Source organism: Nonomuraea sp. NPDC052265 (genome assembly GCF_044547985.1).
In the GTDB taxonomy this organism is placed as follows: domain Bacteria; phylum Actinomycetota; class Actinomycetes; order Streptosporangiales; family Streptosporangiaceae; genus Nonomuraea.
On sequence record NZ_JBIUBJ010000024.1, the window covers coordinates 61,741 to 75,299 of the forward strand.

The window sequence follows — 13,559 nt, forward strand, 5'->3', positions numbered from 1 at the left end:
CCTCGACCCGGTCCCGGAGGGGTTCCAAACTGTGATCACTACTGTCGACTACCACACGGGCGGGGAGCCGTTCCGGATCGTCACCGGCGGCGTGCCCGAGATCCCCGGGGCCGACGTGCTCACCCGGCGGGAGAACGCGCCCGGCCACGCCGACCACGTCAGGCGGCTGCTGTGCCACGAGCCGCGCGGGCACGCCGACATGTACGGCTGCTTCCTGGTCCCGCCCGACGACGCCGGGGCGCACCTCGGCGTGCTGTTCTGGCACAAGGACGGCTTCTCCACCGCCTGCGGGCACGGCACGATCGCCCTCGGGGCCTACGCGGTGCACGAGGGGCTGGTCGAGGCCGATCCCGACGGGGAGACCGACGTGGTGGTGGACGTGCCGTCGGGGCGGGTCAGGGCCCGGGTGCGGTGCTCGGGCGGGCGGGTGGAGGGGGTGACGTTCGTGAGCGTCCCGTCGTACGTGATGGCGCGCGACGTGGGTGCCGCCGGGACCAAGGTTGATATTTCGTACGGCGGGGCGATTTATGCGTCTATTTCGGCTGGGTCGCTGGGCCTGTCCGTCGAGCCCCGCCACCTGACCGACCTCGTCGGGCACGCCCGCCGCATCAAGGCCGCCCTGGCCGGCCACCCCGCCACCCGCCACCCGCGCGACGACCGGCTCTCCGGCGTCTACGGCGTGATCTTCTACGACGAACTGCCGGACGACCTGCCGAACGACGACCTGGCGAACGGCGACCTGGCGAACGACGACCTGGCGAACGACGACCTGGCGAACGACCACCTGGCGAACGGCGAACTGCCGGACGGCGAACTGCCGAACGGCGAGCCGCCGGGCGTCGGCGGGAGCGTCCGCCAGCGCAACGTCACCGTCTTCGCCGACGGCGAGGTGGACCGGTCGCCGTGCGGCTCGGGCACCGCCGCCAGGATGGCGCTGCTGCACGAGGCGGGCCTGCGCGGCACGCTGGTCCACGAGAGCATCGTCGGATCCGTCTTCCGGGCGCGCGTGGCCGGGGTGACGCCCGAGGGGATCGTGCCGGAGATCGAGGGCATGGCCTACCGCACCGGCAGGCACGTCTTCGAGCTCGATCCCGCCGACCCGATCGGAACGGGGTTCACGCTGCGATGAGCGAGCTGCCCTACATCGACGGGGACGTGCTGGAGCGGCTGGTGCCGGTCGGCCGCGCGGTGGCCGTCCTCGAACAGGCCCTGCGCGCCGGGCTCGACCCCGAGCTGACGCCCCGGCGTCCGGCCGTGGACCTGCCGGCCGGACAGCTCCTGCTCATGCCCGCCGCCGCCGGACGTTACGCCGGGCTCAAGGCCGTCACCGTCACGCCCGCCAACCCCGGGCGCGGCCTGCCCCGCATCCAGGGGACGTACCTGCTGCTCGACGGCGACACCCTGGCGCCGCTGGCCGCCCTGGACGGCATCGCGCTCACGTCCCTGCGCACGCCCGCCGTCTCCGCGCTGGCCGTCGCGCACCTGGCCGAGCCGGACGCCCGGCGCCTGGTGGTGTTCGGCAGCGGGCCGCAGGCGCACGGCCACGTCCTGGCCCTGCGCGAGGTACGGCCCGTCGAGCACGTCACGGTCGTCGGCCGCGACCCCGCCCGCGCCGCCGCCCTGGCCGGCCGCTGCCGCGACCTGGGCCTGACCGCCGAGGCCCTGGCCGCGGGCGCCCCGGCGGTGGCGGACGCGGTCCGGGCCGCCGACCTCGTCGCCTGCTGCACCACGGCCGCGCAGCCGCTGTTCCCCGGTAAGCTCGCCCGCGACGGCGTCACCGTGGTCGCGGTCGGGTCGCACGAGCCCGGCGTCCGCGAGCTCGACGGCGACCTCGTCGCCCGCGCGACCCTGGTCGTCGAGGCCAGGACGGCCGCCCTGGAGGAAGCCGGCGACGTGATCATCCCGATCCGCCACGGTACGATCACCTCTGGTCATCTCGCCGGGAACCTCGCCGAGCTGATCGCCGGAAGGGTGGTGGCCGGTCCCGGCCCGCGGGTGTTCAAGAGCACGGGCATGGCGTGGGAGGACCTGGTGGTGGCCGCGGCCGCGTACGAGGCGTGGAAGTAGAAGGGACGGCGGATGGCTGCCGAGGACCGGCTCGACCTGCCCATGGTGGGGGAGCGGCAGAGCCTGCGCGAGCAGGTGGCGCACGCGCTGAGGGCCGCGCTGATCACCGGTGAGATGCGGCCCGGGGTGGTCTACTCCGCGCCCGTGCTCGCCGCGCAGTTCGGCGTCTCGGCCACGCCGGTCCGCGAGGCCATGCTCGACCTGGCCAAGGAGGGCCTGGTCGAGGCCGTGCGGAACAAGGGCTTCCGGGTGACCGAGCTGTCCGACCGCGACCTCGACGAGCTGACCCAGATCCGCGAGCTGATCGAGGTGCCCACCGTGTCGCGGCTGGCCGACAGCGCCCGCGCCGAGGAGTTCGAACGGCTGCGCCCGGTCGCCGAGGAGATCGTCTCGGCCGCCGACCGGGGCGACCTGCTCGCCTACGTCGACGCCGACCTGCGCTTCCACCTGGAGCTGCTGGCCCTGTCCGGCAACGTCCACCTGGTGGAGGTGGTGCGCGACCTGCGCAACCGGGCCAGGCTCTACGGGCTGTCCCAGCTCGCCGAGCGCGGCTCGCTGACCGACTCGGCCAGGGAGCACCTGGCCCTGCTCGACGCGCTCAAGAGCGGCGACGGCGCGGCGGTCGGCCACCTCATGGCCGAGCACATCGGCCACGTCCGGGGCATCTGGGCCGAGCACTGACGCCGCTCGCGATTCTTTACCGTCTGAATTTAGAAGGTTTGTCTGTTTTGCGGTAGCGTGTTTGTGAAAGCTTTCACGAACTGATCTGCGTGGAGCTTCACAAGCCCGGTCACGCGGAAGCCCGCTCCGCTGACCTTCACCGGGCTCGGCGACCCGCCCACCTGAAGCCGAGCCCTCCGCCGCGCGCCCGAGAGATCCCCATCCCCGCGGGCGCGCGGCGGCACCTACCGCCCGCTCATCCGGGTCGAGCCCAGGCTGGCGGCCACGACGCACACGATCGCCGCCCACTGCTGCACGTGCAGGACCTCGCCCAGCACCAGCACGCCCGCCATCGCCGCCACCGCCGGTTCGAGGCTCATCAGGATGCCGAACACGTGCTTGGGCATGCTCCGCAGCGCGTGGAGCTCCAGCGAGTACGGGATCACCGACGACAGCAGCCCCACGCCCAGCCCGATCAGCAGCAGGGACGGCTGCAACAGGTCGGCGCCGCCGGTCGTGACGCCCACCGGCGCGATCACCAGAGCCGAGACGATCATCGCGAACGACAGCCCGGTGGTGCCGGGGAACCGCCCCCCGGCCGCGGCCGACAGCAGGATGTAGCCCGCCCAGCACGCCCCCGCCACCAGGGCGAACCCGATGCCGAGCCACCAGCTCGCCGACGCCTGCTGCCCCCAGGGCGCCAGCAGCGCCACGCCGAGCCCCGCCAGGCCGATCCAGGCCAGGTCGAGCCTGCGCCGCGAGGCCGCCACGGCCACGCCCAGCGGGCCGAGGAACTCGATCGCCACCGCGACGCCCATCGGCAGCCGCGACAGGGCCTCGTAGTACGACAGGTTCATCAGGGCGAGCGTCAGGCCGAAGCCGACCCCGACCGCCCAGTCACGCCGGCTCAGCCCCTTGAGCTTCGGACGGGCCACCGCGGCCATGATCAGGCCGCCGGCCGCGATGCGCAGGAACACCACGGCGCTCGGCGGCAGGACGGCGAACAGCTCCTTGGCGAACGCCGCGCCGAGCTGCACCGAGACGATGGACAGCAGGACGAGCGACGAGGGCGGGATCGAGTCCGCGGCCTGACGCAGCAGGCGACCGGGCCGGGGCAGCGCCGGGCGGCGATCGAAGGGATCGTCGAGGGCGAAGTCGGTCACGGAGCTCCTCGCAGGACGCTGGGGCAGTCGTCAGAGAGTACTGACCTCGTACGACATCTCCGCACCGGGGGTGGCGCGCCCCTCACTCCCAGCGGAACACGCGCGAGACCAGGGCCAGGGTCAGCACGGCCCAGCCGGCCAGGACGAGCACCGGCCCCAGCGGCAGCGCCGCCCCCTGGGCGAGCACCGCGCGCAGGCCGCCGGTCAGCGCCGAGATCGGCAGCAGCTCCAGGACCGGCCGCGCGCCCTCGGGGAACTTCGACAGCGGGAACACCACCCCGCCCGCCCCCAGCAGCACCAGGTAGACCAGGTTGGCCGCGGCCAGCGTCGCCTCGGCCCGCAGCGTGCCCGCCATGAGCAGCCCGAGGCCGCTGAAGGCCGCCGTGCCCAGCACGACCAGGACCGCGGCGGCCAGGAACGACCCGTGGGGCCGCCAGCCCAGCGCCAGCCCCACGGCCACGATCACGGCGGCCTGGATGACCTCCACGGCCACCACCGCGCCCGTCTTGGCCAGCATGAGACCGGCCCTGGACAGCGGGGTCGCGCCCAGCCGCTTCAGCACGCCGTAGCGGCGCTCGAAGCCGGTGCCGATGGCCTGGCCGGTGAACGCCGTGGACATGACGGCCAGCGCCAGCACGCCCGGGACCAGGAAGTCGACCCGCCGGCCGGCGCCGACGTCGACCAGCGGCGCCAGCGAGAAGCCGACCAGCAGCAGCACCGGGATGATCAGCGTGAGCAGGAGCTGCTCGCCGTTGCGGAGCATCGTGCGGACCTCGGAACCGGCCTGCGCGAGCACCATGCGCGGGAAGGGCGCGGCGCCCGGCGCGGGCGTGAGGTCGAGCGCGGGGGTCATCGCAGCTCCCTGCCGGTCAGTTCGAGGAAGACGTCTTCGAGGGTACGGCGCTCGATGCGCAGGTCGTCGGCCGTGACGCCCTCGGCCGCGCACCAGGCCGTGACCGTGGCCAGCAGCTCGGGCCCGACCTGGCCCTCGATGATGTAGTGGCCGGCGGGCGACTCCTTGGCCGCGCTGCCCACGGGGAGCGCGTTGAGCAGCTCCTCCAGCGTGAGCCCCGGCCTGGCCCTGAACCTGAGCTGCCGCTCGGCCCCGGTCAGCGAGGCCGGGCTGCCCTCGGCCACCACGCGCCCCCTGTCGATGATCACGACGTGGTCGGCCAGCCGCTCGGCCTCCTCCATGTGGTGGGTGGTCAGCACCACCGACACCCCGGCGCCGCGCAGCTCGCCGACCAGCTCCCAGCAGGCGTGCCTGGCCTGCGGGTCGAGACCGGCGGTCGGCTCGTCGAGGAAGACCAGCTCCGGCCTGCCGATCACGGCCGCGGCCAGCGAGAGCCGCTGCTGCTGCCCGCCCGACAACCGCCGGTAGGCGGTGCGCGCGTGCTCGGCCAGCCCCAGCCGGGTCAGCAGCGCGCCCGGGTCGTGGGGACGGGCGTAGAAGCGCGAGACCAGACGCAGCCACTCGGCGCAGCGCATCGCCGGCGGCACGCCGCCGGCCTGGAGCATCACCCCGACGCGCGGGCGCAGCTCGGGCAGCGTGGGCGACAGGCCGAGCACCCGCACCGTGCCGGAGTCGGCCTTGCGGAACCCCTCGCAGATCTCGACCGTGGACGTCTTGCCCGCGCCGTTGGGGCCGAGGACGGCGGTGACCGCGCCGCGGCCGGCCCGCAGCGTGAGGCCGTCGAGGGCGGTCCTGCCGCCGTAGCGTTTGACCAGGTCGACGATCTCGACGGCTGGGGAATCCATGGCCACGAGTTTAGGGACTGCCCCGGGCGGTCCGGCCCCCAGGTACGCGCCCGGCGAACGGGCGGTGAGCCCCCCTGCCCGGAAATGGACGGCTCTTGACCGGACCGTTCCCCGGAAAGGCGTGAGAACGGGGGCAAGTGTGGCGATGAGCTCCACGTCTGAGGAGGTTGCATGTCGCGACGCAGTGGATACGACCCAGGAGTCCCGTGCTGGGTGGACCTGGCCAGCACCGACGTCCCCGGCTCGGCCCGGTTCTACGGGGACCTGTTCGGCTGGCGGGCCGACATGGTCGACGACCCGGCGGCCGGCGGCTACGGGATGTTCGTCCACGAGGGCAGCAAGGTCGCCGGGGTCGGCCCCGCCCGCGACGGCGGCCCGTTGTGGAACACCTACGTCGCCACCGACGACGCCGCCGCGCTGGCCGGCCGGGTCAGGGACGCCGGCGGCACCGTGGTGGCCGAGCCCATGGCGATCTTCGACGAGGGCACCATGACCGTCCTGCGGGCCCCCGACGGCTCCTTCGCCGGGGCCTGGCAGGCGGCCGCCCACGCGGGGGCCGAGCTGGTCAACGAGCCGGGCGCGTTCTGCTGGAACGAGCTGTACACGCGCGACGTGCCGGCGGCCGAGCGCTTCTACGCGGCGGTCTTCGGCTGGACGTCGCGCACGTCCGACATGGGCGGCATGGCGTACACCGAGTGGATGGCGGGGGAGACCAGCGTGGCGGGCTTGATGCCGATGCCCGACGAGGCCCCGGCGGAGCTGCCGTCGTTCTGGCTGACGTACTTCGCGGTCGCCGACCTCGACGTGGCCCTGCACACCGCCGCCGACGCGGGCGCGGACGTGCTCACCGGCGTGACCGAGGCGCCGCCCGGCCGGTTCGCGCAGCTGATCGATCCGCAGGGCGCGGCCTTCGGGGTCATCCAGCTCAACGAAACAGCGTGAAATATCTGATAACCGGGAATTAGGAGGACTGAATCCCGGTTTGATCCCTCGGCCCTCGTGGGTCATCGGCCTGCGAGGGAGAGGGGTTCACGCATGTCCGTGGCAGAAGCCGCGTCCGCCGCCATTGGGAGCAAGGGCGAGACCAAGGGCGGGAGGCGGGGGCTGCTGCTGGTCATCCTGGGCGCGCTGTCGGCGATCGGCCCGCTGTCCATCGACATGTACCTGCCCGCGCTGCCCGCCATCACCGAGGAGATGCTCAGCGCTCCGGCGCAGGTCCAGCTCACCCTCACCGCCTGCCTCATCGGCGTCTCCGTCGGCCAGATCGTGGCCGGCCCGGTCAGCGACGTGCGCGGGCGGCGCGTCCCGCTGATCGTGGGCGTGTCCGGGTTCATGGTGGCCTCGCTGCTGTGCGCGTTCGCGCCCTCGGTGCCCGTGCTGATCGTGCTGCGGCTGCTCCAGGGCGTCCTGGGCGGGGCGGCGCTGGTCATCGTGCGCGCGGTCGTCCGCGACCTGTACGACGGCGCCGCCATCGCCCGCATCTTCGCCACCCTCATGCTGGTCAGCGGCCTGGCCCCGATCCTGGCCCCCATCGCGGGGGCCCAGCTGCTCGCCTTCACCTCCTGGCGCGGCGTGTTCGTGGCGCTCAGCGTCGCCGGGCTCGTGCTGCTGCTGGCCGTGCTGCCGGGGGTGCGCGAGACGCTGCCCGCCGCCCAGCGCGAGAGCGGCGGGCTCGCGCACACCGTGCGAACCTTCTGGCAGCTCCTGCGCGACCGCTCGTTCATGGGCTGCGCGCTCACCGCCGGGCTGGCCTTCGCGGCGATGTTCGGCTACATCTCCGGCTCTCCGTTCGTGCTCCAGCAGGTGTACGGCGCCACCCCCCAGCAGTACTCGCTCATCTTCGGCCTCAACGCGCTCGGCCTGACCGCGATGGCCCAGCTCGGCGGCCGCCTGTCGGGCCGCGTGGAGCCCGCCCGCCTGGTCGTGGCCGGGCTGGTCACCGCCCTGGTGGGCGCGGGGCTGCTGATGACCGCCGCGCTCACCGGGCTCGGCCTGGCCGGCATCGTGGCGGGCCTGTTCGTGATCATGCTGGGACAGGGGCTCGTCCTGCCCGGCACCGGCGCGCTGGCCCTGGCCGGGCAGCCCGCCCAGATCGCGGGAAGCGCCTCGGCGCTGCTCGGCGTGCTGCAGTTCGCGCTGGGCGCCGTGGCGGCCCCGCTGGTCGGCCTGGCGGGCGAGGGCACGGCCGTGCCGATGGCCTGCGTGATGCTCGGGCTCATCGTGTGCTCGGCGCTCGCGTTCGCGATCCTGGGACGCCGAAAGGTTAGGTAAGGCTCACCTGCGTGAGGAATTCCATTGGTGGCCTGCTCCGATTCGTTTGTGAACCGGGAAGGAATTACGGCACACTGATGTTGTGAAAAACATGCCCACGATCGAGCCCGGTAGCGAGCGCGGCACACGCGCGCGTGTCGCCAGGCTGATCCTTGAGCATGGTCCCGTGACGGCCGCCTCGCTCGGCGAGCGGCTGGGGCTGACGCCCGCCGCGGTGCGCAGGCACCTCGACGCGTTGCTGGCCGAGGGAATGATAGAGCCTCGCACGGTCAGGCCGCGCGGTCAGCGCGGTCGCGGACGGCCCGCCAAGCTGTTCGCCATCACCGACGCGGGGCGCAGTGCTTTCGAGCACGCCTATGACGACCTCGCCGGGAGCGCACTCCGCTTCCTGGCCGAGCGCATGGGGCGAGAAGCCGTGACCGACTTCGCCCGCTCGCAGGTGTCGAGCCTGCTGACGCGGCTGGAGCCGGTCATGCGGACGGTGCCGGCGGATCAGCGCGTACAGGTGCTGGCGCAGGCGCTGTCGGCAGAGGGGTACGCCGCCTCGGCCAGCAAGGCCAAGTCGGGCGGCGACCAGCTCTGCCAGCACCACTGCCCGGTGGCTCACGCGGCCGCGGAGTTCCCGCAGCTCTGCGAGGCCGAGACGGAGGCGTTCGCGCAACTGCTCGGCACCCCGGTGCAGCGCCTGGCCACGATCGCGCATGGCGACGGGGTCTGCACGACCCACGTGAGCCCCAAGTCGCTGGCTGAATCCGCACATAGAGACAAGAGCAAGGAGACCGGAAGGTGACTGTCACCGACCGCCCGGAGCTGGAAGGCCTCGGGAATTACAAGTTCGGCTGGGCCGACCCGGATGCCGCGGGCGCGGCGGCCAAGCGTGGCCTGTCCGAGGAGGTCGTCCGCAACATCTCCGCGCTCAAGAACGAGCCGGAGTGGATGCTCGACCTTCGCCTGAAGGGCCTCCGCCTGTTCGGCAAGAAGCCGCTGCCCACCTGGGGCTCCGACCTCACCGGCATCGACTTCGACAACATCAAGTACTTCGTGCGCTCGACCGAGAAGCAGGCCGCTTCCTGGGACGAGCTGCCCGCCGACATCAAGAACACCTACGACAAGCTCGGCATCCCCGAGGCGGAGAAGCAGCGCCTCATCGCCGGCGTCGCGGCCCAGTACGAGTCGGAGGTCGTCTACCACAAGATCCGTGAGGACCTTGAGGAGAAGGGCGTCATCTTCGTCGACACCGACACGGGCCTGAAGGAGCACGAGGAGCTCTTCAAGGAGTACTTCGGCTCGGTGATCCCGGTCGGCGACAACAAGTTCGCCGCGCTCAACACCTCCGTGTGGTCCGGTGGCTCGTTCATCTACGTGCCGCCGAACGTCGAGGTCGAGATCCCGCTGCAGGCCTACTTCCGGATCAACACCGAGAACATGGGCCAGTTCGAGCGGACCCTGATCATCGTGGACGAGAACTCCTACGTCCACTACGTCGAGGGCTGCACCGCGCCGATCTACTCCTCCGACTCGCTGCACAGCGCGGTCGTCGAGATCATCGTGAAGAAGAACGCCCGCTGCCGTTACACGACCATCCAGAACTGGTCGAACAACGTCTACAACCTGGTCACCAAGCGCGCCGTCGCCTACGAGGGCGCGACCATGGAGTGGATCGACGGCAACATCGGCTCCAAGGTCACGATGAAGTACCCGGCCGTCTACCTGATGGGCGAGCACGCCAAGGGCGAGACGCTGAGCGTCGCCTTCGCCGGCGAGGGCCAGCACCAGGACGCCGGTTCCAAGATGGTGCACCTGGCGCCCAACACCAGCTCCAGCGTCATCTCCAAGTCGGTGGCGCGCGGCGGCGGCCGCACCTCCTACCGCGGTCTCGTGCAGATCGAGGAGGGCGCCCACGGCAGCGCCAGCACCGTCAAGTGCGACGCGCTCCTGGTCGACCAGATCAGCCGCTCCGACACCTATCCGTACGTCGACGTGCGCGAGGACGACGTCTCGATGGGCCACGAGGCCACGGTCTCCAAGGTCAGCGAGGACCAGCTCTTCTACCTCATGAGCCGCGGGCTCGGCGAGGACGAGGCGATGGCGATGATCGTGCGCGGCTTCGTCGAGCCGATCGCCCGCGAGCTGCCCATGGAATACGCGCTCGAGCTCAACCGGCTGATCGAGCTGCAGATGGAAGGAGCCGTCGGCTGATGGGCCTGAACGAGAAGCCCCTGTCGACCCTGCACGAGAAGGCGTCCTACGACCTGGGCGACTTCGAGGTCCCGACCGGGCGCGAGGAGTCGTGGCGCTTCACGCCGCTCTCCCGCCTGAAGGGCCTGCACAGCGGCAAGGCCGACCCCGTGGGTCACGTGCGCCTCGACGTCGAGGCCGCGCCCGAGGTCGTCGTGGAGACGGTCGGGCGCGACGACGCCCGCGTCGGCAAGGCGTTCACGCCCACCGACCGGGTCAGCGCGCAGGCGTGGAACAGCTTCGAGAAGGCGACCGTGATCACGGTGCCGCGCGAGGCCGTCACGTCGAGGCCGACCGTGCTCACCCTGACCGGTGAGGGCGACGGCGCCGCCTACGGCCACATCGTGGTCAAGGTGGAGCCGATGGCCGAGGCCGTGGTCGTGCTCGACCACAAGGGCAGCGCCGTCTACGCCGACAACATCGAGTTCGTCGTCGGCGACGGCGCCAACCTCAAGGTCGTCAGCCTCCAGGACTGGGAGGACGACGCCGTCCACGTCTCCCACCACCACGCCCAGCTCGCCAAGGACGCCACCTTCCGCAGCTTCGTGGTGACCCTCGGCGGCGACCTGGTGCGGCTCTCGCCCAACGTGGCCTACACCGCGCCCGGCGGCGACGCCGACATGTCGGGCGTCTACTTCGTCGACGCCGGCCAGCACCTGGAGCACCGCCTCCTGGTCGACCACTCCCAGCCCAACTGCAAGAGCAACGTCGACTACCGCGGCGCGCTGCAGGGGCAGGACGCGCACGCCGTCTGGATCGGCGACGTGATCATCAGGGTCGAGGCCGAGGGCACCGACACCTACGAGCTCAACCGCAACCTCATCCTCACCGACGGCGCCCGCGCCGACTCGGTGCCCAACCTGGAGATCCTCACCGGCGAGGTCGCCGGAGCCGGGCACGCCTCGGCCTCGGGCCGCCTCGACGACGAGCACATCTTCTACCTCCAGGCCCGCGGCATCCCCTACGACGAGGCCCGCCGCCTGGTCATCAGGGGCTTCCTCGGCCAGCTCATCGAGAAGATCCAGATCGAGGAGATCCGCGACCGGGTGCTGGCCGCGGTGGAGGCGGAGCTCGCGCGATGAGTTTCGAGAAGGTCTGCCAGGTCGCCGACATCCCCGACGGCGGCGTCATCGGCGTCGAGGTCGGGGAGACCCCGGTGGCGCTGGTGCGCAAGGGCGAGGACGTCTTCGCCCTGCACGACGTCTGCTCCCACGCCGAGGTGAAGCTCAGCGAGGGCGAGGTCTACGACGGCACGCTGGAGTGCTGGCTGCACGGCTCGTGCTTCGACGTGCGCACCGGCAAGCCGACCGGCCCGCCCGCCACCAAGCCCGTGAACGTCTACACAGTCAAGATCGACGGCGATGACGTCCTCGTCTCGCTCTCGAAGGAGTCATAACAACATGTCCACCCTAGAGATCCGTGACCTCAAGGTCGCCGTCGAGGACAAAGAAATCCTGCGCGGCGTCAACCTGACGGTGAAGTCCGGCGAGACGCACGCCATCATGGGCCCCAACGGCTCGGGCAAGTCCACGCTCGCCTACGCGATCGCCGGTCACCCCAAGTACACGATCACCGGCGGCCAGGTGCTGCTCGACGGTGTCGACCTGCTGGAGCTGTCGGTCGACGAGCGCGCCCGCGCCGGCCTGTTCCTCGCCATGCAGTACCCGGTCGAGGTCCCCGGCGTGTCGGTGTCGAACTTCCTGCGCTCGGCCGTCACCTCGGTCCGCGGCGAGGCGCCCAAGCTGCGCGAGTTCGCCAAGGACCTCAAGGCCGGCATGGACGCGCTGTCCATCGACGCCGCCTTCGCCCAGCGCAACCTCAACGAGGGCTTCTCCGGCGGCGAGAAGAAGCGCCACGAGATCCTCCAGCTCGAACTGCTCAAGCCGAAGATCGCCGTGCTCGACGAGACCGACTCCGGCCTCGACGTCGACGCGCTGCGCGTGGTCTCCGAGGGCATCAACCGCTTCCGCTCCTCGGGCGAGACCGGCGTGCTGCTGATCACCCACTACACCCGCATCCTGCGGTACGTGAAGCCCGACTTCGTGCACGTCTTCGCCGGCGGCCGGATCGTCGAGGAGGGTGGGCCGGAGCTGGCCGACAAGCTTGAGGCCGAGGGCTACGAGCAGTACACGAAGGCGTCTGCATGACTTCCACCAGCTTGGACGTGGAGAAGATCAGGAAGGACTTCCCGGTCTTCTCCCGCGAGCTGCCCGACGGGCGACCGCTCGTCTACCTCGACTCGGGCAACTCCTCGCAGAAGCCCAACCAGGTCATCGACACCATGCGCGACCACCTGGCGCTGCACTACAGCAACGTCGGGCGGGCCATGCACGTGCTCGGCGCGGAGTCGACCGAGGCGTACGAGGGCGCGCGCGACAAGGTGGCGGCGTTCGTCGGGGCGGGCTCGCGCGATGAGGTGATCTTCACCAAGAACGCCTCCGAGGCCCTCAACCTCGTGGCCTACTCCTTCGGCAACCCCGCCAACACCGACCCCCGCTTCACCCTCGGCCCCGGCGACGAGATCGTCATCTCCGAGATGGAGCACCACTCCAACATCGTGCCGTGGCAGATGCTCGCGCAGCGCACCGGCGCGACGCTGAAGTGGTTCGGCGTCACCGACGACGGGCGGCTCGACTTCGACCCGGCCGTCGTCACCGAGCGGACGAAGATCGTCTCGATCGCCCACCAGTCGAACGTGCTCGGCACGGTCAACCCGGTCACCGCGGTGGCCGCGCGGGCGCACGAGGTCGGCGCGCTGATCATGCTCGACGCCTCGCAGTCCGTGCCGCACCACCCGGTGGACATGGCCGCGCTGGGCGCCGACTTCGTGGCCTTCACCGGTCACAAGATGGTCGGCCCCTCGGGCATCGGCGTGTTGTGGGGCCGTACCGAGCTGCTGGAGGCCATGCCCCCGTTCCTGGGCGGCGGCGAGATGATCGAGGCGGTCTGGATGGACCGCTCGACCTACGCGCCGATCCCGCACAAGTTCGAGGCGGGCACGCCGCCCATCGTCGAGGCCATCGGCCTGGGCGCGGCGGTCGACTACCTCACCGCGGTCGGCATGGACGCCATCGAGGCGCACGAGCGCTCGCTGACGGCCTACGCCCTCGACGCCCTGCGCGAGGTGCCGTCCCTGCGCCTCATCGGGCCCGACTCGCTCGACCAGCGCGGCAGCACACTGTCGTTCACGCTGGAAGGCATACACCCCCACGACGTGGGGCAGATCCTGGACGACCAGTTCGGGGTCGCCGTACGCGTCGGGCACCATTGCGCGCGCCCGCTGCACCTGCGGTTCGGAATACCGGCGACCACCCGGGCGTCGTTCTACCTGTACAACACCACGGGCGAGATCGACGCCCTGGTGCGCGGCCTCCACCACGTTCAGAAGGTGTTCGCATAGCC

General features: G+C 71.5%; 14 protein-coding genes. 11 read left to right on the top strand and 3 right to left on the bottom strand.

Annotation, left to right across the window (positions count from 1 at the left end; translation table 11 throughout):
* Positions 1–31: 31 nt before the first annotated feature.
* Genes ACIHAD_RS41575 through ACIHAD_RS41585 form a run of 3 tightly spaced genes read left to right on the top strand, consistent with a single transcriptional unit; the run spans position 32 to position 2,748 of the window.
* On the top strand, positions 32–1,129 hold the full coding sequence (locus ACIHAD_RS41575; protein ID WP_397360313.1) for a proline racemase family protein: 1,098 nt from the start codon (positions 32–34) through the stop codon (positions 1,127–1,129).
* A complete protein-coding gene (locus tag ACIHAD_RS41580) occupies positions 1,126–2,067 on the top strand; it encodes an ornithine cyclodeaminase family protein (protein ID WP_397360315.1) in 942 nt (313 codons plus the stop codon). Before ACIHAD_RS41575 ends, ACIHAD_RS41580 begins: the two co-directional genes overlap by 4 nt.
* A 12-nt stretch (positions 2,068–2,079) precedes the next feature.
* A complete protein-coding gene (locus ACIHAD_RS41585) occupies positions 2,080–2,748 on the top strand; it encodes a GntR family transcriptional regulator (RefSeq protein WP_397360316.1) in 669 nt (222 codons plus the stop codon).
* A 224-nt stretch (positions 2,749–2,972) separates the two neighbouring features.
* Here the strand turns inward: ACIHAD_RS41585 and ACIHAD_RS41590 are convergent, their stop codons facing one another.
* From ACIHAD_RS41590 to ACIHAD_RS41600, 3 genes are all read right to left on the bottom strand, one after another.
* Complete coding sequence (locus ACIHAD_RS41590) at positions 2,973–3,890, bottom strand: EamA family transporter (RefSeq protein ID WP_397360317.1); 918 nt, start codon at positions 3,888–3,890, stop codon at positions 2,973–2,975.
* 82 nt (positions 3,891–3,972) lie between these two features.
* On the bottom strand, positions 3,973–4,743 hold the full coding sequence (locus ACIHAD_RS41595) for an ABC transporter permease (RefSeq protein ID WP_397360318.1): 771 nt from the start codon (positions 4,741–4,743) through the stop codon (positions 3,973–3,975).
* The gene (locus ACIHAD_RS41600; protein ID WP_397360319.1) at positions 4,740–5,648 is read right to left on the bottom strand and encodes an ABC transporter ATP-binding protein; all 909 of its coding nucleotides are present in this window, start codon (positions 5,646–5,648) and stop codon (positions 4,740–4,742) included. Before ACIHAD_RS41600 ends, ACIHAD_RS41595 begins: the two co-directional genes overlap by 4 nt.
* Positions 5,649–5,819: 171 nt before the next feature.
* Between ACIHAD_RS41600 and ACIHAD_RS41605 the strand changes: the two genes are divergently transcribed.
* From ACIHAD_RS41605 to ACIHAD_RS41640, 8 genes are all read left to right on the top strand, one after another.
* Positions 5,820–6,590 (top strand): VOC family protein, encoded by a 771-nt coding sequence (locus ACIHAD_RS41605; protein ID WP_397360320.1) that lies wholly within the window; start codon positions 5,820–5,822, stop codon positions 6,588–6,590.
* Positions 6,591–6,683: 93 nt separating this feature from the next.
* Positions 6,684–7,919 (top strand): multidrug effflux MFS transporter, encoded by a 1,236-nt coding sequence (locus ACIHAD_RS41610; protein ID WP_397360321.1) that lies wholly within the window; start codon positions 6,684–6,686, stop codon positions 7,917–7,919.
* 91 nt (positions 7,920–8,010) lie between these two features.
* Positions 8,011–8,709: a metalloregulator ArsR/SmtB family transcription factor gene (locus ACIHAD_RS41615; RefSeq protein WP_358300130.1), complete on the top strand. Its 699-nt coding sequence runs from the start codon at positions 8,011–8,013 to the stop codon at positions 8,707–8,709.
* A complete protein-coding gene (gene sufB / locus ACIHAD_RS41620; protein ID WP_397360322.1) occupies positions 8,706–10,118 on the top strand; it encodes a Fe-S cluster assembly protein SufB in 1,413 nt (470 codons plus the stop codon). Before ACIHAD_RS41615 ends, sufB begins: the two co-directional genes overlap by 4 nt.
* Entirely contained in the window at positions 10,118–11,239 is a 1,122-nt protein-coding gene (sufD, locus tag ACIHAD_RS41625) for a Fe-S cluster assembly protein SufD (protein WP_397360324.1), read from the top strand. The genes sufB and sufD overlap by 1 nt, the downstream gene beginning before the upstream one ends.
* Positions 11,236–11,553 (top strand): non-heme iron oxygenase ferredoxin subunit, encoded by a 318-nt coding sequence (locus ACIHAD_RS41630; protein WP_397360326.1) that lies wholly within the window; start codon positions 11,236–11,238, stop codon positions 11,551–11,553. Before sufD ends, ACIHAD_RS41630 begins: the two co-directional genes overlap by 4 nt.
* A gap of 4 nt (positions 11,554–11,557) precedes the next feature.
* Positions 11,558–12,304, top strand: a complete 747-nt coding sequence (sufC, locus tag ACIHAD_RS41635; RefSeq protein WP_397360328.1) for a Fe-S cluster assembly ATPase SufC — start codon at positions 11,558–11,560, stop codon at positions 12,302–12,304.
* Positions 12,301–13,557: a cysteine desulfurase gene (locus tag ACIHAD_RS41640; RefSeq protein WP_397360329.1), complete on the top strand. Its 1,257-nt coding sequence runs from the start codon at positions 12,301–12,303 to the stop codon at positions 13,555–13,557. Before sufC ends, ACIHAD_RS41640 begins: the two co-directional genes overlap by 4 nt.
* Positions 13,558–13,559 lie beyond the last annotated feature (2 nt).